The 20,928-nt window shown below is 67.1% G+C and carries 22 protein-coding genes; 16 read left to right on the top strand and 6 right to left on the bottom strand.

The genetic code is table 11. The annotated features are described in order from the left end of the window. Positions 1–59: 59 nt before the first annotated feature. From GTK09_RS01030 to GTK09_RS01095, 14 genes are all read left to right on the top strand, one after another. Positions 60–2,045: an aq_1923 C-terminal domain gene (locus GTK09_RS01030; protein ID WP_163460624.1), complete on the top strand. Its 1,986-nt coding sequence runs from the start codon at positions 60–62 to the stop codon at positions 2,043–2,045. A 202-nt stretch (positions 2,046–2,247) separates the two neighbouring features. Then, on the top strand, positions 2,248–2,862 hold the full coding sequence (locus GTK09_RS01035) for a 50S ribosomal protein L21 (protein WP_163460625.1): 615 nt from the start codon (positions 2,248–2,250) through the stop codon (positions 2,860–2,862). A gap of 78 nt (positions 2,863–2,940) precedes the next feature. Beyond that, positions 2,941–3,210: a 50S ribosomal protein L27 gene (gene rpmA, locus GTK09_RS01040; protein ID WP_163460626.1), complete on the top strand. Its 270-nt coding sequence runs from the start codon at positions 2,941–2,943 to the stop codon at positions 3,208–3,210. 130 nt (positions 3,211–3,340) lie between these two features. After that, positions 3,341–3,928, top strand: coding sequence for a GNAT family N-acetyltransferase (locus GTK09_RS01045; protein ID WP_246217627.1), 588 nt, complete (start codon positions 3,341–3,343; stop codon positions 3,926–3,928). Further along, positions 3,925–4,560, top strand: a complete 636-nt coding sequence (locus GTK09_RS01050) for a DUF3833 family protein (protein ID WP_163460627.1) — start codon at positions 3,925–3,927, stop codon at positions 4,558–4,560. Before GTK09_RS01045 ends, GTK09_RS01050 begins: the two co-directional genes overlap by 4 nt. Before the next feature lie 86 nt (positions 4,561–4,646). Further along, entirely contained in the window at positions 4,647–5,732 is a 1,086-nt protein-coding gene (obgE, locus tag GTK09_RS01055) for a GTPase ObgE (protein ID WP_163460628.1), read from the top strand. Next, the gene (proB, locus tag GTK09_RS01060) at positions 5,729–6,934 is read left to right on the top strand and encodes a glutamate 5-kinase (RefSeq protein WP_163460629.1); all 1,206 of its coding nucleotides are present in this window, start codon (positions 5,729–5,731) and stop codon (positions 6,932–6,934) included. The genes obgE and proB overlap by 4 nt, the downstream gene beginning before the upstream one ends. A 12-nt stretch (positions 6,935–6,946) precedes the next feature. Continuing rightward, complete coding sequence (locus GTK09_RS01065) at positions 6,947–8,230, top strand: glutamate-5-semialdehyde dehydrogenase (RefSeq protein ID WP_163460630.1); 1,284 nt, start codon at positions 6,947–6,949, stop codon at positions 8,228–8,230. 101 nt (positions 8,231–8,331) lie between these two features. Then, positions 8,332–8,904 carry a nicotinate-nucleotide adenylyltransferase gene (locus GTK09_RS01070; RefSeq protein WP_163460950.1) on the top strand — a complete coding sequence of 191 codons (573 nt, stop codon included), beginning with the start codon at positions 8,332–8,334 and terminating at the stop codon, positions 8,902–8,904. Positions 8,905–8,934: 30 nt separating this feature from the next. Continuing rightward, on the top strand, positions 8,935–9,405 hold the full coding sequence (gene rsfS / locus GTK09_RS01075; RefSeq protein ID WP_376767935.1) for a ribosome silencing factor: 471 nt from the start codon (positions 8,935–8,937) through the stop codon (positions 9,403–9,405). A gap of 52 nt (positions 9,406–9,457) precedes the next feature. After that, positions 9,458–9,940 carry a 23S rRNA (pseudouridine(1915)-N(3))-methyltransferase RlmH gene (gene rlmH, locus GTK09_RS01080; RefSeq protein ID WP_163460632.1) on the top strand — a complete coding sequence of 161 codons (483 nt, stop codon included), beginning with the start codon at positions 9,458–9,460 and terminating at the stop codon, positions 9,938–9,940. A 317-nt stretch (positions 9,941–10,257) separates the two neighbouring features. Next, positions 10,258–12,048, top strand: coding sequence for a murein hydrolase activator EnvC family protein (locus tag GTK09_RS01085; RefSeq protein WP_163460633.1), 1,791 nt, complete (start codon positions 10,258–10,260; stop codon positions 12,046–12,048). Beyond that, a complete protein-coding gene (locus GTK09_RS01090; protein WP_163460634.1) occupies positions 12,038–13,408 on the top strand; it encodes a S41 family peptidase in 1,371 nt (456 codons plus the stop codon). Before GTK09_RS01085 ends, GTK09_RS01090 begins: the two co-directional genes overlap by 11 nt. Positions 13,409–13,545: 137 nt before the next feature. Then, positions 13,546–14,697: a divergent polysaccharide deacetylase family protein gene (locus tag GTK09_RS01095; RefSeq protein ID WP_163460635.1), complete on the top strand. Its 1,152-nt coding sequence runs from the start codon at positions 13,546–13,548 to the stop codon at positions 14,695–14,697. 54 nt (positions 14,698–14,751) lie between these two features. Here GTK09_RS01095 and pobA read toward each other — a convergent pair whose 3' ends face one another. The 4 genes from pobA to pcaC form a co-directional block, all read right to left on the bottom strand. Further along, on the bottom strand, positions 14,752–15,954 hold the full coding sequence (gene pobA / locus GTK09_RS01100) for a 4-hydroxybenzoate 3-monooxygenase (protein ID WP_163460636.1): 1,203 nt from the start codon (positions 15,952–15,954) through the stop codon (positions 14,752–14,754). A gap of 77 nt (positions 15,955–16,031) precedes the next feature. Then, positions 16,032–16,658 (bottom strand): protocatechuate 3,4-dioxygenase subunit alpha, encoded by a 627-nt coding sequence (gene pcaG / locus GTK09_RS01105; protein ID WP_163460637.1) that lies wholly within the window; start codon positions 16,656–16,658, stop codon positions 16,032–16,034. Next, positions 16,658–17,380, bottom strand: coding sequence for a protocatechuate 3,4-dioxygenase subunit beta (gene pcaH, locus GTK09_RS01110; RefSeq protein ID WP_163460638.1), 723 nt, complete (start codon positions 17,378–17,380; stop codon positions 16,658–16,660). Before pcaH ends, pcaG begins: the two co-directional genes overlap by 1 nt. Beyond that, the gene (gene pcaC / locus GTK09_RS01115) at positions 17,377–17,784 is read right to left on the bottom strand and encodes a 4-carboxymuconolactone decarboxylase (RefSeq protein WP_163460639.1); all 408 of its coding nucleotides are present in this window, start codon (positions 17,782–17,784) and stop codon (positions 17,377–17,379) included. Before pcaC ends, pcaH begins: the two co-directional genes overlap by 4 nt. 91 nt (positions 17,785–17,875) lie before the next feature. On the opposite strand from pcaC, the gene pcaQ reads away from it, so the two are divergent. Together pcaQ and GTK09_RS01125 are read left to right on the top strand one after the other, a co-directional pair. Further along, entirely contained in the window at positions 17,876–18,799 is a 924-nt protein-coding gene (pcaQ, locus tag GTK09_RS01120; protein ID WP_163460640.1) for a pca operon transcription factor PcaQ, read from the top strand. Positions 18,800–18,896: 97 nt separating this feature from the next. Continuing rightward, a complete protein-coding gene (locus GTK09_RS01125) occupies positions 18,897–19,535 on the top strand; it encodes a hypothetical protein (RefSeq protein WP_163460641.1) in 639 nt (212 codons plus the stop codon). Here the strand turns inward: GTK09_RS01125 and GTK09_RS01130 are convergent. Beyond that, on the bottom strand, positions 19,513–19,929 hold the full coding sequence (locus GTK09_RS01130) for a Rossmann-fold NAD(P)-binding domain-containing protein (RefSeq protein WP_163460642.1): 417 nt from the start codon (positions 19,927–19,929) through the stop codon (positions 19,513–19,515). The two genes, GTK09_RS01125 and GTK09_RS01130, sit on opposite strands and share 23 nt — an antisense overlap. Positions 19,930–20,225: 296 nt before the next feature. Continuing rightward, positions 20,226–20,525, bottom strand: a complete 300-nt coding sequence (locus GTK09_RS01135) for a hypothetical protein (protein WP_163460643.1) — start codon at positions 20,523–20,525, stop codon at positions 20,226–20,228. Positions 20,526–20,928: the final 403 nt, after the last annotated feature.

Here is a 20,928-nt window from a genome sequence, read left to right on the forward strand (position 1 = left end):
AGGAGAGTAACGCCGGTCCGAAGCGTCGCTGAGAACGCCGGCCGGTTGGGAGGATGACGATGACCGGAAAGTTCGCCGCGCTGTCGTTCGCGTTGGCGGCTGCGACCCTGTCCGTCGCGGCGCCGGCCACGGCCCAGACGACCCTGCAGCAGAACCGCGTCGCCGACGATCCGGCGGGACTGGCCGACCTCGTCCTGCCCTATACGCCCTATCTCTTCGACTTCGCCGTCACCTCGATGCGCAGCTTCGCCGAGATCACCTATAACGGCCGGCGCTACGATCCGATCACCCGCTCGCTGGTCGTGACCGGGCTCGAAGTGGACCGGGACAGCGTCCATTTCCGGGTCGGCCAGATGCGCATCGCCGCCGATCAGATGATCCTCGACGACGTGGCCGTCGACACGGGCGGCCTGCCGCTCGATCCGACGACGCGCGAGGTCCTTGACAGGCTCGGCAAGAAGATCGTCGTCGGCAGCCTGACCGTCGGCCTCGATCTCGACGCCCCGCGTGCGGACTACGTCGTGCAGGCGACGGCGCGCCTCGACGGCATCGGCGCCTTCGATCTTGAAGCCGATCTGAGGGGGTTCCACTTTCTCGCGCCACTGGACCGGATCGACGGCGAACCGGGCAGCGGCCGGCCGGAAATTCGTGGGCGGCTCGCCTCGGCTGACGTCGCCTTTACCGACATGGGGCTCGTGCCAGCGCTCTACGAGGTGCTGGGCCGGCAGCAGGGGCTGAGCCCGCAGGCTGCACGGAGCGCGGCCGCCGTCATCGCCGGCGCGGCGATCGCCGGCATGTTCGCCGATCTGCCGGGCGGCGCCACGCCCGCCTTGCAGCAGAAGGCGCGTGACTGGTCGGCGGCAGTGCAGGCCTTCCTGAAGGATTCCGGCCGACTACGGGTGGTTTTCCGCCCCGCCGAGCCGTTCGACCTCGCCAGGCTCACCGACGGCGTCGCGGATGCCAAGGACATCGAGGATCTCGATCCTGAGGTCGTCGACGGGCAGACGGTGGCGCAGACGCTTCTGTCTCCGCAGGCGCTCCAACTCGCCTCGGACGCGCCGCTCGGCGAGGTGCTGGCGCTGGCCGAGACATTGCTGAAGGGGCGGGGCACGCCGCAGAATGCCGGCCGGGCGCTGGAAATGATCATGCCGGCGGCAATGGACGGCAACCGGACCGCGGTGGCGCTGCTCGCCGAGGCGATCGCCATGAACCCCTATGTGGCGATCGCCCAGGAGAAGCTGGCGCCGACATACGTCTCCCTCGATCTGGCGCTTGCCGAGGGGCTCGCCTTCGCCGCCGAGAGCCTTGATGCGATCGGCCGGCGCCTCAGTCCGGCCGAGATCGTCGGCGCGGAGGACGAGGCGGTGGCGACCTGGCGACGGACGCCCGTCGGGCAGCGCCAGCGGGCGAGCGAGATCGAGGCGTTCCGGACCCGCGACTGGGGGACGATCCGCCGCTTCGCCTATGCCTATTACGAAGGCGCGGAGATGCCGCGTAACATCATGCGAGCCTATGGCTGGGCCTCGATCGCGGCGGCCGGCGGCGACCGTGTCGCAGCAAGGCTTCGCGACGAACTCACCCGTGCGGCCGGCAGCGGCAAGCTGGTGCTGCCCCTCGATCGGGCTCGTAAGGCGACCGACGATCTGTGGGTGCTGATCCTCGGCGGCGACGAACCGGCGCAGCCGGCCGAAGCGGGCGCGTCGGCGGACGGTGGCGCGGCGCCGCCTGCCGAGGGCGGCGGCGAGGCCGGAGGAGCAGCCGACGGCAACGATCCCGGCGCCGCGACCGGCGATTCCGGCCAGCCGGGTGCGCCGAGCGAGGAGCGGGGCGATGCCGGCCCGGTCGCCCCACTGCCGAGCGGTGGCGTGAGCCCGGAGGCAGGCCCCACCGGCGGCTCGATCACGACACCTCCGTCGGAGCCGTCGCGGGCGGGCGACAGCAGCAGCAGCTCGGGCGAGGCCACCGAGCCTTCGTCGCGGCCCCCGGGCGGCGACGGAGAGCGCGAAACGGCCTTTGCCGAGAGTATTCCCGCGCGCTCGAGGTGACGCTGCTGCGGGAGGACTTTGTCTCCGAGACACCTTGCACGGCGCTCGAGCCTTGACCTCTTTCGCGCCGGTCACTATAGCATCGCCGATCTATAGGGATTGGTCCGTCCATGGCCCATTCGCCTTATCCTGCAACCGACTGAACAAGAAGACGGCCCGCGCCAATTCAGGTACGAGAGCCTGTCTGACGAACGGAGAAAAAATGTTCGCAGTCATCAAAACCGGCGGCAAGCAGTATCGCGTCGCCCCGGAAGACAAGTTCACCATCGAGCGCGTGGCCGGCGAGGCCGGCGACCTCGTGACCTTCAAGGAGGTGCTGATGGTCGGCTCCTCCATCGGTGCTCCCTTCGTCGAGGGTGCGACCGTGGCGGCCGAGATCGTCGAGCAGACCCGCGGCAAGAAGGTCATCTCCTTCAAGAAGCGTCGCCGGCAGAACTCCAAGCGCACCCGCGGCCATCGCCAGGACCTGACGATGATCCGGGTCACCGAGATCCTCACCGACGGCAAGGCGCCGTCTGGCAAGGCGAAGGCCGCTGCCAAGCCGGCGAAGGAAGAGATCGCTGAGGCCGCCGACGTGACCGAGATCGTCGTCAAGCCGATGTTCGAGGCGCCAGCCGGCGAGGCCGACAAGCTGACGACCATCAAGGGTGTCGGTCCGGCCGCCGAGAAGCAGCTGAATGCGCAGGGCATCACCACCTTCGCGCAGATCGCCGCGTTCACCGATGCGGACATCGAGAAGATCGACGCCGCAATGCCGTTCAGCGCCGCGCAGATCGGCGACTGGCGCGAGCAGGCCAAGGCTCTCGCTGCCGAATAGGCGCGGGCATCGAAGACGCAAGTTTCACCGGGTCCTCTCGAAGGATCCGCTGCCTGAACAGGGCAAGGAGATAGAACGATGGCACATAAGAAAGCAGGCGGTTCCTCGCGCAACGGTCGCGATTCGGAATCCAAGCGCCTCGGCGTAAAGAAGTTCGGCGGCGAAGCCGTGATCCCGGGCAACATCCTCGTTCGTCAGCGCGGCACGCGCTGGCATCCGGGCGTCAATGTCGGCATCGGCCGCGATCACACCCTTTTTGCCAAGGCCGAAGGCACCGTCGCCTTCCAGAATAAGGCCAACGGCCGAACCTACGTCGCGATTACGCCGAAAGCAGAAGCCGCCGAATGACCGGAGCTTCTGAGCGCCGGTGGTTCATCAACCCGGCGCTCCAGAAGCCAGCAGGCATCGCCTGACGGATCGAGCGAAAGGGGAGATGGGTCGCCGTCTCCCCTTTTCGCTTGAGAGGAAGGACCATGCGATGACCGAAGAGATGACGGAGGAGCGGAGTCCCCGGACGGGGCCGACGCGCACGATCGTCACACCGAGGCTGAGGCTGCGGCCGACGAGCCTCGGCGATGCCGATGCGATCGCCGCGCTGCTCGACGACCACGACGTGGTCAAGATGCTGTCGCGGGTGCCTTGGCCGTACACGATCGAGGACGCGGAGAGCTTCATCCGGGACCGGAGCGATGAGACGGTCTTCGCCATTTGCCTCAAGTCCGGCGGCGAAATAGTCGGTCTCTGCGGCATAAGGTGCGATGCGAACCGACCGATGAGGGGCGAACTCGGCTACTGGATCGGCCGGCCGCACTGGGGCAACGGCTATGCCACCGAGGCGGCGCATGCGGCGATCGACTACGGCTTCACCGCCCTTGGCCTCGACGAGATATCCGCCCATTGCCGGGTGATCAACGAGGCCTCGCGCAAGGTCATCTGGAAGTGCGGTTTCCGTTTCATCGGCAGCGGCATGATCGATACCGTCGCTTCGGGGCGCGTCGCTTCTGAGATCTTCAGCCTCGACCGCAACTGCTGGCGGTCGCTGAAGACCTGGGGCGAGGCGCGATGAGCCGTCCCGGCGCTCGGCAAAATGGCTGGCGGCGCGGCTGGATCGCGGCGGGCGCCGGCCTGCTGGCCGTCGCCGGGGTGGGAGCTGTGGTTTCGGCCGACCATTTCCGTGATCCCGACACCTGGCCGCCCGACCGTTCGGCGGCGCAGGCGGAGGGAGCCTTGTCGCTCCCCGAATTCTTCGACGGGAGCGCGACCTCGTCCGGGACGATCACCACGGCGCTGATCTTCGACGAAGCGTTCACCGCCACCTTCGCCGGAACGGCCTCCGGAAACGGGTTGCAGCTGGACGAGCGGTTCGAATTCGACGACGGGTCGCGTCTTCAACGGTGGGATCTGGCGCGGCTTGCGGACGGGACCTATCGTGGCACCGTCAGAACCGAGCTTTCCGACGGCACGCTGGCGCCGGCGGTGCCCGTTGCGGGCTGGACCTTTGCGGATGGCGTCGTCCTTGCCTATGACGGTTATGCGCCAGGCGGAGGACACACGCTCCTCGGCTTTCGCCACGTGATGCGGCCGCTCGAGACCGGCAACGTCCGGAACCGGGTGACGATCTCGAAATTCGGGGTGGCGATCGCCTCGGCCGACGTCACCTTCCGCCGCGGCGGAGGTCCAGCCGGGCAGGGAGCATGACGGTCGGACACTGGGATCGACCGTCGATTTAGGATCAAAGGCGGGTGCCGGGGACGGCGATCCGCACGGGATTAGACGGCAAGACGATGAAATTTCTCGATCAGGCGAAGGTCTATGTGCGCTCCGGCGATGGCGGCGCGGGATCCGTCTCGTTCCGCCGGGAAAAGTTCATCGAGTTCGGCGGGCCGGACGGCGGCGATGGCGGCCGTGGCGGCGACGTGTGGATCGAAACGGTCGCCGGGCTCAACACGCTGATCGACTATCGCTACCAACAGCACTTCAAGGCCAAGACCGGCACCCATGGCATGGGCCGCAACCGCAACGGCGCCAAGGGTGCCGACGTGACGCTGAAGGTCCCGGCCGGCACGCAGGTCTTCGCCGAGGACAACGAGACGCTGCTGTTCGATCTGACCCACATCGGCGAACGGCACAGGATCGCCGCGGGCGGCAATGGCGGCTTCGGCAACGCCTATTTCAAGTCCTCGGTCAATCAGGCGCCACGCCATGCCAATCCGGGCCTTGCCGGCGAAGAGATGACGATCTGGCTGCGGCTCAAGCTGATCGCCGACGCCGGGCTGATCGGGCTGCCGAATGCCGGCAAGTCGACCTTCCTCGCGGCGGTGACGCGGGCGCGGCCGAAGATCGCCGACTATCCCTTCACGACGCTCCATCCCGGCCTCGGCGTCGCCAAGGTCGACGACGGCGAATTCGTCATTGCCGACATTCCAGGCCTGATCGAGGGCGCCCATGAGGGTGTCGGCATCGGCGACCGGTTCCTCGGCCATGTCGAGCGGACATCGATCCTCCTGCATCTCGTCTCGGCCATGGAGGAGGACGTCGGACAAGCATTCCGCACCGTGCACCGCGAACTCGAAGCCTATGGAAACGGCCTTGCCGAGAAACCGACGATCGTCGCGCTGTCGCAGGTCGACACGGTGCAGGGCGAGGAGCGCGAGGCCAAGCTTGCCGAACTCGCCGAGGCGTCCGGCGTCAGGCCGCTGGCGCTGTCGTCGGTGAGCGGCGAGGGGATGACCGATGCGCTGCGGCGGATGCGGGCGGAGATCGCCGGGCTCAACCCGCCCCCCGGCCCGGCCGACGACGCCGTACTGCGCAAGGACGAAGACGCCGCCTGGCATGACGGTGAGGATTTCGATCGCGGGAGGGACGAATGACAAACCCGCTCGACGGCCATCGCCGCATCGTCATCAAGATCGGCTCGTCACTGCTGGTCGACCGTGATCGCGGGATGAAGCGGACCTGGCTGGAATCGCTCGGCGAGGACATCGCGCGGCTGACGCAGGAGGGACGGCAGATCCTCGTCGTCTCCTCCGGCGCCATCGCCATGGGGCGCAAGCTTTTGAAGATGCCGCGGGGTGCCCTGCGCCTGGAGGAGAACCAGGCGGCGGCGGCGGTTGGACAGATCGCCCTGTCGCGGACCTATTCGGAGATCCTCTCGAGGCACGGCCTGGAGACAGGCCAGATCCTTTTGACCATCGGCGACACCGAGGAACGGCGGCGCTATCTCAACGCCCGCGCGACGCTGGCGACCCTCATCGATCTCGGCGCGATCCCTGTCATCAACGAGAACGACACGGTGGCGACGAGCGAGATCCGCTACGGCGACAACGACCGGCTGGCGGCGCGGGTCGCCACCATGGTCGACGCCGACCTCCTGGTGCTTCTCTCCGACGTCGACGGGCTCTACACGGCGCCGCCGGCCGAGAATCCTTTTGCAGAACACATCCCCTTGGTCGAGACCATCACCCCGGAGATCGAGGAGATGGCGGGCGCGGCGGGCTCCGAGCTGTCACGCGGCGGCATGAAGACCAAGATCGACGCCGGCAAGATCGCCACCGGCTCCGGCACGGCGATGATCATCACCGCCGGCCAGCGGCTCTACCCGCTGTCGGCCATCGAACGCGGCGAGCGGGCGACGCTGTTCCTCGCCTCGGGCACGCCGCGAACAGCCCGCAAGCGCTGGATTGCCGGCCATCTCAAGCCGCATGGTGCCCTGGTCGTCGATGAGGGCGCGGTGGCCGCGCTTTCGTCCGGCAAGAGCTTGCTCGCGGCCGGCGTGGTCTCCGTCCATGGCGAGTTTTCGCGCGGCGACCCGATCCTGATCACCCGTGCCGACGGCTCGGAAGTGGCGCGTGGCATCGTCGCCTACGATAACGACGACGCCCGCAAGATCGCCGGCCTGCGCTCCTCGGCGGTGAGCGAGGCGCTGGGCTACGAAGCCCGGGCCGCCATGGTTCACCGCGACGACCTGGTGCTTAGCCATGCCGTCGAGATCATCGCCTCGGAAGTCGCCAGCCTGATGGCCGAAGATGCCGAGGCCGACAGGGCCGCTCGCAGCGCGGCCGCGAACGGATAGAGAGAAGCCGACATGCTCGACAAGACCGACGTCGAAAGCTCCGTCGAGGCCGTCATGGCCGACATCGGGCGCCGCGCCCGTGCCGCTGCCCGCAAGCTTGCCGTGGCGCCGCGCAAGCAGAAGGACACGGCGCTGGTCGCCATGGCCGATGCCGTGAATGCGGCGATCCCGGCGATCCTCGAGGCGAACGAGAAGGATGTCGCGCGCGCCCAGGAGAGCGGCATGACGGCGGCCTTCGTCGACCGCCTGACGCTGAACCCCGCGCGGATCATCGCGATGTCCGAGGGCCTGCGGGCGATCGCCGAACTCGCCGATCCCGTCGGCGAGACGATCTCCGCCTGGGAGCGGCCGAACGGGCTGAAGATCGAGCGGGTCAGGACGCCGCTCGGCGTCGTCGGCGTCATCTATGAGAGCCGTCCGAACGTCACCGCCGATGCCGGCGCACTCTGCCTCAAGGCCGGTAACGCCGTGATCCTGCGCGGCGGTTCGGATTCGGCAAACTCCTCGCGGGCGATCCATGCGGCGCTCGCCGAGGGCCTGCGCGCCGCAGGCCTGCCGGAGGATGCGATCCAGATCGTGCCGACGACGGACCGGGCGGCCGTCGGCGAAATGCTGAAGGGGCTTTCGGGCAATCTCGACGTGATCGTGCCGCGCGGCGGCAAGTCGCTCGTCGCCCGCGTCCAGGACGAGGCGCGGGTGCCGGTCTTCGCCCATCTCGAAGGCATCTGCCACGTCTATGTCGACCGCTCGGCGGATCTTTCCATGGCCGTCGACGTCACGGCCAACGCCAAGATGCGGCGGACCGGCATCTGCGGGTCGGCGGAAACGCTGCTGGTCGACCGGGCGGCGGCGGCGACCCATCTTGCGCCGATTCTCGTAGAGCTCGCGGCGAGGGGCTGCGAGATTCGTGCGACGGACGAGGTGCGGGCGCTGTATCCGGCAGCGCATGTCGCCGACGAGGCGGACTTTTCCACTGAATATCTCGACGCCATCATTTCGGTTGCTCTCGTTGACGGGGTGGAGGGGGCGATCGACCATATCGAGGGTCATTCCTCCCACCACACCGAGGCGATCCTCGCCGAGGACGCCGCTGCGGTGGAAGTCTTCATGAACGGCATCGATTCGGCGATCCTCATCCACAACGCCTCGACCCAGTTCGCCGACGGCGGCGAATTCGGCATGGGCGGGGAGATCGGCATCGCCACCGGCAAGATGCATGCCCGCGGCCCGGTCGGCGTCGAGCAGCTGACGAGCTTCAACTACCGCGTCCGCGGCAGCGGCCAGATCCGGCCTTGACACGGAAAGGAGGGACTGCGCGGGAGGACGCGCGGCTCGCCGGGCCATTCGACGCGGCAACGGCGGGTTCGGCGTTGTCGATCCCGCCCGGCAACGGCCAGATGACGGTCGGCCTGTTCGGAGGCTCGTTCAATCCGCCGCATGACGGCCACCGCCTGGTGGCGGAAACGGCGCAGAAGCGCCTCGGCCTCAGCCGCATCTGGTGGATCGTCACGCCGGGCAATCCGCTGAAGAGCCATGACGGCCTCGCCGCCCTCGGCGAACGGGTGGAGATGGTCCGAAAGTTTGCCGCGCCCGCCCGGGCCGACGTGACCGCCTTCGAGGCGCGCTACAAGGTGCGCTTTACCGCCGACACGCTGGCTCTGGTCATGCGCCGCCGGCCGGCCATGCGGGTCGTCTGGGTGATGGGGGCCGACAGCATGGCCACCTTCCATCGCTGGCAGGAATGGCAGAAAATCGCCGAGACGGTGCCGATCGTCGTCGTCGACAGGCCGGGCAAGACCTTCGCCGCGCTGTCCTCGCCCTTCGCCCACCGGTACGATTTTGCACGGGTTCCCCAGGAAGAGGCAAGAATCCTGCCCTATCGTCAGGCGCCGGCCTGGACCTTCCTGTTCGGGCCGCGAAGCGCCACGTCCTCGACACGCCTGCGTGCAGAAGCGTCGGCGCCGTCTTGAAACGGACATGGAACATTGCCTACATTTACCGTGCCGGGACCATCAGGGTGCCGGCAAGTTGGCCCCAGGAAAGGGAAAACAACTCTGAGACAAGCGGCTCAAGCGAAGGAGGTCTTCACGACGGCTCCTTCTGAAGCGCCCACGACCGACATTTCGGCCGGGGGAAACGCCATCGACCTCGTGATGCAGAGTCTCCAGGACTCCAAGGGCGAGGACATCGTCTCCATCGATCTCAACGGCAAGTCGGCCCTCGCTGACTACATGGTGGTCGTCTCCGGACGCTCCAATCGCCATGTCATGGCCATAGCCGACCATCTTCTTCGTCATCTCAAGGAGAATGGTCTCGGCACCGCCAGGGTCGAAGGGCTGCAGAACGGCGACTGGGTGCTGATCGATTCGGGCGACATCATCGTCCACATCTTCCGCCCGGAAATCCGCAGCTTCTACAACATCGAGAAGATGTGGACCGTCGGCGACGCCGGAGACGCGACGATCCATTGATCGTCGCGAACAACGATCGGATGCGGATCGGCCCGCCCGGGGGGCGCGGCCGATGCGGGTGACGATTGCCGCCGTCGGAAAGATGAAGCGGGGCCCGGAGCAGGACCTCGTCGGGCGCTATCTCGACCGGCTGGCCAAAACCGGCGGGCAGGTCGGGCTCGACTTCCGCGATGTGCGGGAGACGATAGAGTCGCGCCATTCGAGCGTCGCCGAACGACGCCGTGAGGAAGCTGCGAAGCTCGCCGAGGGCCTCGATCCGGACGGGGCGCGCATCGTCTTCGACGAGCGGGGCGACACCCTCTCGTCGGAGGAGTTTGCCGCGTTCCTTGCGCAGCTGCGCGACGCCGGCCGGCGCGAGGCCTGTTTCGTACTCGGCGGGCCGGACGGCCACGATCCGGACTTCACCCGCTCGGCCGAGAAGTGCCTGTCATTCGGCAGGATGACATTTCCGCACCAGATCGCCCGGATCATACTGGCCGAACAACTGTACCGGGCGGTCACGATCCTGTCGGGCCATCCCTATCACCGCGCCTGAAACCCACATGCGGCAGGCAGCTGCGGCGCGGCCGTGCCGGTTTCGGGCGCCTGTCCGCGCGAGGCTGGACCTGCCGCGGACGCCGCTACTCACGGCTGTGAAGGGTCGCCTCGGCCCAGCGGTGTCGCGCTTCGATCACAGGCGCTCGTTCCCGAACCGTGCTATCAGGATCGTTCGGACGGTCGTCGTTCTTCTCGGCTGGGAGGCGAGCCGGACGACCGTTTCCGCGGGCGGGCGTCGCCGCGGCCAGGCCATGGTTGATGGATTGTTAACGGCCTGATTCTATCGTCGCCGGATCGAGCACAGGGCGAAGTGGCGTGAGGGCAGGAGCAAACAGCGACGGAGGCATCGAGGGCGTTTCGGTGTACCGGATCGCCGTCCGGCGTGCCTTGTCGCGGGTCGGAGCGCTGTTGCTCGCCTGTTCGCTGGTGCCGGGAGCAACCGCTGCCAGCCCGGCGCTGGACGAGACGACCGTCGCAGCGATCGGCCCGGCCCCGGGCTTCGTAGCGGGCGGGGCAAACCCGCCGTCTGCGAGCGCGATCGAGGCACGGCGCGAAAAAACCACGGCCGAACTCGCGGTTCTCGCCTCCCGGATCGAACTCTCCGAGGCGACCATCCGATCCCTCGACGAGGAGATCGTCGCGATCGCAGCCGACCGCGACAAGCTGACGGCGGCTCTGCAGAAGGCGAGCGACGCCCAGCGCAAGATCAGCGGCGAGCTTCAGGAGACCGAAGGGCGGCTGACGGCCCTGGGCGCCGAGGAAGACGGGATCCGCGCCTCGCTCGCCGCCCGTCGCGACGTCCTTGCCGAAGTCCTGGCCGCACTGGAGCGGATGGGCGCCAAGCCGCCGCCGGCACTCCTGGTGCGGCCGCGCGATGCGCTGGGCGCTGTGCGCAGCTCCATCCTTCTCGGCGCGGTGGTTCCGACGATGCGCAAGGAAACCCAGGCGCTGGTCGCGGATCTGGAAAGCCTTGCGGCCGTCAAGGCCTCGATCGTCACGGAGAAGGACCGTTTCGCGGCCCAGATCAAGCAGCATCGCGAGGAGGAAGCCCGTCTCGACCGGCTGTTCGAGGAGAAGCGCAAGCTCGAAGCCGCCAACCGGGAGCGACGCCGCGCCGAGGCCGCACGCGCCGACGAACTCGCGGGTAAGGCGGAAGATCTGAAGGACCTCATCGCCGCGCTGCAGGCCGAAGCCGACGCCGCACGGGCTCGCGAGATCGCGCAGCGCGAGGCCGAGGCACGGCGGCTCGCCGAAGAACGGCGGCGCGAGGCGGAGGCGAGGCGTGAGGCGGCGGCCGCCCGCGAGCGGCTGGCGCTGGAGCGCCAAAAGGAGAGCGCCGAAAAGGCGGGCCGGGTGGTTGCTTCGGGCAACGAGCAGTCGGTCGATGAGGCGACAGCCGAACCGACAGAGCCGGCATCGAGCGTACCCGCACCGGACACTTCGACGCCGGCGACGACGGATGTTGCGTCTCAGGAAGCCGCCCCCGCCACCGTGGCACCACCGGACGGACAGGCTGAAACGGGCGCAGGGGAAGCGGCCGACGAGGCGGACGCGGGAGCGACCAGGCTCGCCGCGCTCGAGGAAAAATCGGCCCCCGAAGAGGAGTACGACATCGCCGCTTTGAGAAACAACACGGCGTTACTGGAGCCGGCCGCCGCATTTTCGACACTCAAGGCTCGTTTGTCGAAACCCGTGCTAGGACGACAGATCATCGGATTCGGCGAGAAGGACGACATCGGTCGGTCGTCGACGGGAGTTTCCTTCGCGTCCCGCGCAGGCGATGTCGTGGTTGCGCCGGCCGACAGCCGGGTGCTCTATGCGGGTATCTTTCGCTCCTACGGCGAACTCTTGATCCTCGACGCGGGGGATGGCTATCATATCGTCTTGGCCGGTATGGATCGCATCGACGTATCGAGTGGTCAGTTCGTCTCGGCAGGGGAGCCGGTTGCGTTGATGGGCGCGCAGCGGGTGGCAAGTGTTCAGGTGGCGGAATTCGGTGCAGCCGAGCCCGCCCTCTACGTCGAATTTCGCAAGGACGGGAAGCCGGTCGATCCGAGCCCGTGGTGGACGCAAGAACCCTCTGGAAGGACGAGGAATGATTCGTAAGCTTTCGATACTTTTCGCGGGTGTGCTGATGGGCGCCACGGCTATGACCGTGGTCAGCCAGAGCCCGGGCGTGGCCAATGCTGCCGGGTCCGACACCTATCGGCAGCTTGCGATCTTCGGGGACGTCTTCGAGCGGGTTCGCGCGCAATATGTCGACCAGCCCGATGACCAGAAGCTGGTCGAGACGGCGATCAACGGCATGCTCACCTCGCTCGATCCGCATTCGAGCTACATGAATGCCAAGGAAGCCGCCGAGATGCGGACCGAGACCCGCGGCCAGTTCGGCGGCCTCGGCATCGAGGTGACCATGCAGGACGAACTGGTCAAGGTCGTCTCGCCCTTCGAGGGGACGCCCGCCGACAAGGCCGGCGTGCTGGCCGGCGACCTCATCGCCGAGATCAACGGCGAGCAGGTCCGCGGCCTGACGCTCGGCGAGGCCGTCGACAAGATGAAGGGCGACATCGGCACCTCGGTGGCGCTGACGATCATTCGCGAGGGCGCCACCAAGCCGGTGCGCCTGACGCTGACGCGCGCCGAGATCAAGGTTCCGTCGGTGCGCCACTCGGTCGAAGGCGACGTCGGCTACATCAAGCTCCTGAAGTTCAACGAGCAGACCACCATTGGCCTCGAGGACGCCATCGCCGACATCCGGGAGAAGGTCGGCGAGGACAAGCTCAAGGGCTTCGTCGTCGATCTGCGCCGCAATCCCGGCGGTCTGCTCGACGAGGCGGTGTCGGTCTCGGACGCCTTCCTCGAAAATGGCGAAATCGTCTCCACTCGCGGCCGCAACCCGGAAGAGACCCGCCGCTACAACGCCCGGAGCGGTGACGACATCGACGGCAAGCCGCTGGTCGTGCTCGTCAACGGCGGTTCGGCCTCGGCCTCGGAGATCGTCGCCGGCGCCCTGCAGGACCAGCGCCGTGCAACCGTCGTCGGCACCAGGTCCTTCGGCAAGGGTTCGGTGCAGACGATCATTCCGCTCGGCCAGAACGGTGCGCTGCGGCTGACGACGGCGCTTTACTACACGCCCTCGGGCAGCTCGATCCAGGGCCGCGGCATCAATCCCGACATCGTCGTCGAGCAGCCGCTGCCGCAGGAAATCCGCGAGCAGATGGGCCTCGACGCCGAGGACGAACTCGCCCGCGGCGAATCCTCCCTGCGCGGCCACATCCAGGGCCAGGAGGAGACCGACGAAGGCTCCGGCTCGCTCGACTACGTGCCGCCTGAAAAGAAGGACGATCTGCAGCTGCAATATGCGATCGACCTTTTGAACGGCACGAAGACCAACGCCATGTTCCCGCCGAAGCGCGAAGCGAGCGTCCAGACCGGTGGCGACACCGAGACCAACGCCAAGAACTGACCCGGTTCACGGGCGGCAGCTGCCGCCCAGTCGTGACGATATAGAAGCCCGGCCGCTCAGCGGCCGGGCTTTTTCATGATCGCGTTTGCAACGGACTGGCGAGCCCCGCGAAAGCTTGAAGCGCTACTCGTTGCGGCATGTCCATCGAAGGTGAACTCTATCGGCCCCTGGGGCTCGACCGACGTCAGCGGCGCAAGATCCCGCGGCTGCCCTCGGCGGGCTCTCTCCTCGTCGTCGCGGGTGCTGTGGCGATCGTGTGGGGGTCGACCGAGGTGGCCCTTCACGGCCATGGGGCGCGGCGCGACGTCGACTTATTGGCCCGGCCCGCCGCCAGTGAGCCAGCGACGGCATCGAGCGAGGCGACGGTCCCGGTCGTCGCCAAACCTCTGCCGAAGCCTTCCGGTCCGACGATCATCAGCCCCGACGCTCGCACCGGGCATGTCGTCTTCCGCGTTGAGGACGCGAACGATTATCGCCAGTCGCCGATGATGGCGCACATGCCGGATCCGGCCCTCGTCGAAGACAGCCAGTTCGGCCCACTGCCCGTACGAGCGGCCGACGGGCGGCGGCCGTTCGACGTCTATCGTGGCGCTTCGAGCGGCAAGCCCGCGACGCGCATCGCCATCGTCGTCGGCGGGCTCGGCATCAGCCAGACCGGCAGCATGGAAGCCGTCGAGAAGTTTCCAGCCGGCGTCACGCTCGGCTTTTCTCCGGCAGGCAACAGCCTCGATCGCTGGATGCAGGCGGCGCGGCGCGGCGGCCACGAACTCCTCCTGCAGGCGCCGCTCGAACCCGTCGGCTATCCGACCGTCGATCCGGGCGAGAACACGCTGACCGTCGCTGAGGCGGCGGCAGGAGACTTCGCGGCCCTCTACGCTTCGCTCGGCAAGATCACCAACTATGTCGGCGTGATGAACTACATGGGGGCGCGCTTCACCGGCGAGCCATCGGCGATGGATCCGTTCATCGCCGAACTCGGCCGCCGCGGCCTGATGTATCTCGACGACGGCTCGTCGGCCCGCTCGCTCGGCAAGGACACGGCGCTCACCGCCGGTGTTCCCACGGCGGCGGCGAACGTGCTGCTCGACGAGAGCCAGGATCCGGCCGCCGTCACCAAGCAGCTCGACATGCTGGAGAAGGTCGCGCGGGCGCAAGGCTCGGCGATCGGCGTCGCCTCGGCATTCGACCAGTCGATCGCCGCGATCGCCGCCTGGATCCCGGCAGCGGAACAGCGCGGGATCGAGATCGTCCCGGTCTCGGCGCTCGCTTACGATCCCGAGGAGCGCTGACGGCCGAAGGGCCTTTCGGCGGCGCTCATGTCCGTGGCCGCATGGGCGCTCGCCTCAGAACGGCAGGCCGACGTAGTTTTCCGCCAGTGCCGTCTGGGCTGCCTTGGAGCTCGCAAGAAAGTCGAACTCCGCCTCCTGGATGCGCTGGCCGAAACTGCCGTCGTCCTCGAAGCGGTGGATCATCGAGGTGAACCACCAGGAGAAGCGCTCGGCCTTCCAGACCCGGGCGAGGGCATCGGTGGAATAGCTGTCGAGGAAGCCGTCGTCGCGCTCGTGATAGTGGGCGATCAGCGCCCGCGACAGATAATGAACGTCGGAAACCGCCAGATTGAGCCCCTTGGCGCCGGTGGGCGGGACGATGTGGGCCGCATCGCCGGCAAGGAAGAGCCGGCCGTGGCGCATCGGCTCGGCGACGAAGGATCGGAGCGGCGCGATCGACTTCTCGATCGACGGCCCGCGCTGGAGGTTCGCGGCGATGCGGTCGGGCAGCCGGATGGCGAGTTCGTCGAAGAACCGCTCGTCCGACCAGTCCTCGACGCGATCCTCTAGGCTGCACTGGACGTAGTAGCGCGACAGCTGCGGATTGCGCAGGGAGCAGAGGGCGAAGCCGCGGCTGTGATGGGCGTAGACGAGCTCCTCCTGGATCGGCGGCTTGCGCACCAGGACGCCGAGCCAGCCGAACGGATAGACCCGCTCGAAGGTCTCGAGCTTCTCCGCCGGAATGGTGGCGCGGCAGACGCCGTGGAAGCCGTCGCAGCCGGCGACGAAATCGCATTCGATCCGCCGTTCGCCGGTCGCCATCGTGCGGAAGGTGACGAAGGGCGCGTCGCCCTCGACGTCGTGGAGGCGGACATCCTCGGCCTCGTGCAGGACCGGAACGCCCGCTTCGTCCAGCGCGTCGTAGAGATCGTGGGTCACTTCGGTCTGGCCATAGACCATCACCGTCTTGCCGCCCGAGAGTTCCCGCAGGTCGATGTGCAGGGTCTCGCCGCGCCAGGCGATGTCGAGGCCCTCGTGGACGAGGCCCTCCCGGTCCATCCGTGCGCCGACGCCGGCCGAGCGCAGGAGGTCCGTCGTTCCTTGTTCGAGGACACCGGCCCTGATGCGCGACAGAACGTAGTCGCGGGTCCGTCGTTCGAGGACGACGCACTCGATCCCGGCCCGGTGGAGAAGAAGCGCCAAAAGCAGGCCCGCGGGTCCGCCACCGACGACGACGACCTGCGTGCGATTGGCAGACTGCAGCGGAATCTCGTTCATGTCAGCCCCTCGGGTCGTCGTTTCGCTGAGGCCAGACGGCCCGTGGTCGGCGTGCCGCTCGCCGACGCGGCTGCCGGTCAGATGTCGAAGAAGATCGTCTCATTCTCGCCCTGCAGGAAGATGTCGTGGCGATAGGTCGCCATGCCGTCCTCCATCGTCTTCGGGGCGATCAGGGTCGCCACGCGCGAGCGGTGCTCGATCCGGGAGAGGATCGGGTCGCTGGCATTGGCAGCTTCTTCGTCGCCGAAGTAAAGCCGCGTGTGGAGGCCGAGATTGATGCCGCGCGCGACGATCCAGAGCGTGATGTGGGGCGCCTGGGGGCGCCCGTCCTTGAACGGCACAGGGCCTGGCTTGATCGTGTCGAAGACGAACTCGCCGCTTGCCATGTCGCCGGCGGAGCGGCCGAAGCCGGTGAAGGCCGGATCGGCCTTGCCGCGGGTTTCCTGCGGCGAAGGGTAGAGCCCGTCGGCGTCGGCCTGCCAGATCTCGACGAGGGCGTCCTTCAGCGGCGTGCCGACGCCGTCGAACACCCGGCCGACGACACGGATCCGTTCGCCCTTCGTCTCGGGTTTCAGCATCGTCCGGCCGAGATCATCCGGGAAAACCCCCTCGATGCCGGAGAAATTGGGCGTGCAGCCGATATGGACGTAGGGACCGGCGGTCTGGGAGGGGCTTTCCTTCAGACGGTCGAGAGACTGGACCATCAATTGCCCTCCATCCGGTTCTCGAACAGCGTCGAGCGGCGGCCGCGCAGGACGATGTCGAACTTGTAGGCCCTGGCGTCCATCGGCACGGTGTTGGCCATGTCGAGCGGCGCGATCAGCCGCTCGATGGCCGCCTTGTCGGGAATGGTCGCGACAATCGGACACAGCCAGATCAACGGGTCGCCCTCGAAATACATCTGGGTGATCAGCCGCTGGGCGAAGCCATGGCCGAAGATCGAGAAGTGGATATGCGCCGGTCGCCAGTCGTTGGGCCCGTTCGGCCAGGGATAGGGGCCGGGCTTGATGGTGCGGAATCGGTAGGAGCCGTCGGGCCCGGAGATCGTCCGGCCGCAGCCGCCGAAATTCGGATCGAGCGGCGCGAGATAGGTCTCCTTTTTGTGACGGTAGCGGCCGCCGGCATTGGCCTGCCAGACCTCGATGAGGGCGCCGGGCACCGGGCGGGCATCCTCGTCGAGGACACGGCCGTGGACGATGATGCGTTGGCCGATCGGTTCGCCGTCCTTGGCGAAGTTCCGGATCATGTCGTCGTCGAGGGGCCCGAGGGTCTCGTGGCCGAACACCGGGCCGGTCATTTCGGAGAGGGTATTGTCGAGCGCGATCAGCGGCTTCTGGGGCGAGCGCGTGATGCTGGTCTTGTAGCCCGGATCATAGGCCGGCGGATGCCAGCGCCGGTCCCTTTGATAGAAGGATCCTCCGCTCATCGAACGCCTCCCTGGCTTTCCTCGTCCATTTCGCCGAAGACCCGCTTGGCGATCTTCAGCGCGTGGTTGGCGGCCGGAACGCCAGCATAGACCGCGACGTGCATCAGCGCCTCGACCACGTCCTCGCGGCTGGCGCCGGTGTTGACCGTCGCCCGAAGATGCATCGCGAATTCCTCGTGCTGGCCGAGCCCGGCGAGCAGCGCGATCGTCACGATGGACCGTTCGCGATGGCTGAAATGCGGCCGCGACCAGACCGTCCCCCAGGCCCCTTCGGTGATGAAAGTCTGGAAGTCTCGGTCGATAGGCGTCGTTGCTGCCAGGGCGCGGTCGACATGGGCGTCGCCCAGTACGGCACGGCGCGTCGCCAGCCCTTCTGCGTAGCGATCCTCTGATCGTTGAGACATGCTGTTCCAATCTCCTCCGGGCCGGCAATATGAAAGTGCGGAAAAGTCATGTAAAATGAATTAGACGCCCGAATAACATGACTGTAGAGTTATGGAAATTGATCGCAGAATCAAGATTCGCCATTTGCGTACATTCGTCGAAGTTGCACGCAGCGCCAGTGTCGGAAGGGCCGCGGAACTGATGCATGTCTCCCAGCCGGCGGTTTCCAAGACGCTGGCGGAACTGGAATCGGTACTCGGCGCGCGGCTGATGGAACGCAATCGCAGCGGGGTCTCCCTGACGCCTGTCGGCCAGATGTTTCACGCCTATGCAAGTTCCAGCCTGGCGGCGCTGCGGCAAGGGATCGAGGGGGTTTCCGAGACGCTTGCGGCCGGAGGACTGCGCCTCTCGATCGGCGCCTTGCCGTCGGTCGCCGCGCGCATCGTTCCAGACTCGGCGGTGGAGATGGGCCGCGTCGCACCGGAAGTTGGGCTCGCAATCGTAACTGGACCGAATGGTTATCTTCTCTCGGAGCTTGCAAGCGGCGCCGTCGACCTCGTCATCGGCCGGCTTGGAAATCCCGAGGTGATGGAGGGCCACAGCTTCTCGCAATTGTATTCCGAGCGGATCTCGCTGGTGGTGCGGCCGGGCCACCCGCTGGTCGGGCGCAGCGACGTCGCTGCCATCGCCGACTATCCGATCGTCTTTCCGAACCGCGACGCGGCGATCCGGACTTTGGCCGAGCAGTTCTTCATCGCCCAGGGGATCCGCCGGGTCGGCCACCGCATCGAAACCGTCGCGGAGACCTTCGGCCGCGCCTATGTGCGCAAGACCGACGCGGTGTGGGTGATCTCCTCCGGCGTGGTGGCGCTCGACGTCGCCGAAGGCATGCTGGTCGAACTGCCGATCGCCATGCGCGAGACCCTCGGCCCGGTCGGCCTCACCCTGCGGGGGGAGGGCGATCCCTCACCGGCGCTGCGCATGTTCATCGAGGCGGTGCGGCGGACCGTCGCGCGGCTCGAACTGGCAAGCTGAGCCGGGGCCGCCGTCCACGCAGCCGAGGCGCGGTATCGCTCGTCGCTTAACCCAAGGTTAACCATAAAGCTGGAAAGTCGCCGTCAGGAGGCCCTCGATGGCGGCGCGTTCACTCTTCGTCGGGATATCGATCGCTGCGGCGCTGGGCACGGCCGGCTGTGCCGCCCGGCCGACGACCTGCTACGTCACCTTGAGCGTCGGCGGGGAGCCGACCGCCGAGGCCTGCGAGACGGGCCCCGTCCTCATCGTGCGCCCGATCACCGAGACCAACGCCGCCTTTTACGTCCCACCCTACGTTCTTGGCGCGCTGTCCTACGAGGGCTTCGTCGCACCGCCCGAACCGCAGGCGGACGAGGACGGCGCGGCGGAAGACGGGGCAGGCGAGGTTCGACGAGTTCGAGAGGGCGAGGACGGGCCGCCGGCGCCGAACGCCGCTTCCGCATTGAGGGACGCGTTGATCGGCGAGGCATTCCTGATGCCGCTGGCGAGCGACCCGGTCATCCCGATGTCCGATGCGTTCGCCCCGGCGATGTCCGGGCAGCCTGCGGCGCCTCCCGTCGAGATCGAGACAAGCGTTGCGCCGGCAGATGACGACGCGAGGCTCGCCCGGCTGCCGCTCGGCGCCGCGCCGCCCAACCGCATCGCTCCGGAGCATCCGCGGATCGACGGCGAGGTGCGCTATCGCAGGCCCTATGAGGGCGTGCCTGGAATGCCTATTTCGCCGGATCTTCTATGAGCAGCGGCGTGCCGTCGACCAGGACGTGGCCGGGCCGAAGGGTCTGCACGACCTTCGGAGGCTTGCGCCCCGGCGCTGCGTCGACGACGATCTGGCCCTTGCGGACGTCGAAGCTGTAGTTGACCCCATTGCAGACGACCGGCGTTCCGAACGGTCCTTCCGAGAAGGAATCGAGGTTGATCGTCCGGCAGTCGCCGATGGGGGTCGAACCTCGCTTGCCCGTTGCGAGATCGATGACGATCGCATTGAGCCGGTAGCCGCCCGAAATCTCGGCAAACTCGAAGGCGGTCTCGAAGCGCGGCAGGTCGCCGGGCGGCGGAGCTGGGTCCTGCGCCGGCGAGTCGGAGAATGGGATGGCGATGGCTCCGGCGAGAAAGACGGTCTGCAGCAGCATCGCGGGTTTCCTCCCATGCGGATTGACGGTTGCTTCAGCCCGGCCGCCTGATCCTGCCCGGCTGAGACCCGCCGAGCGAAATCGACGATCGCGTTTCATGTCCGGCTGCCGAGGTGTCCGAAATTACCGAGGGCAGGACGCCGCAATCGAAACTCTGCCCGGTACTTTCTGGCAGCGGGCGCCGGCGCCGAATTCGGCACCCTTGTTCCCCGGGCCGTCGGGCATCATGACCTGTGGCCGTGTCATCGTGAAGAGCGGGGGAAAACGGTTCATCCTCCCCCGCCCGATTCAGCTGCTTAGCAGGGGACCAGGGTGTAGTGGTCCTGTTCGACGAGCTTCTTGGTCGTAATGTACACAGCCGGGTTGCGGCGGTGATAGATGGTTGCACCGTCGGTGATGTCGCCTTCCCACGACGTACCCGAGTGCTGAACCAGCTTGCCGCGGGTGTTGTACTTGTAGAGGGAAGGGACGTATTCGACGAGGTAGCACTTGGCGCCCCGTTCATCGACTTCTTTCTTGTACCACTTGGCATCGGCGGTCCCCGCGAAGGAGACTGCGCCGGCAGCGGCGATCAGCGTGAGCAGCACTTTGCGCATGAGAATAAACGCCTCCGTGTTCGATGTTGCGCAAGGGAAGCATTAAAGGTCTGTAAAGAAAGATCAATACATTATCGGGATTCAGCCAGGAAAAAGCGCGATTCGCCGGTTTATGTTTCATTTCGGCACGAGCACTGTCCGATTTTGGCTCATGTCCTCGCGTCAGATCTCATATCGATACTCGCCTTTTGCGGCGTCGCGGGAGATTTCGAGGACTACTGCTGGCCTTGACCCCAGGAAATGCGGCGCGCCGTGATTGCAGAAAAATGCGGGTGGACGTCGAGCCGGCCGAAGGCGCAGCTGCTGCGCGTCGGCGAGATCTTCGCTCGTCGACCCGGGTTTCCAGAGGCTTGAGGTGATGGCGAGCCGTTCGCGGATGTTGCGATGCGGCACAGCGATCACA

Source organism: Jiella pacifica (assembly GCF_010500815.1).
Lineage (GTDB): Bacteria > Pseudomonadota > Alphaproteobacteria > Rhizobiales > Rhizobiaceae > Jiella > Jiella pacifica.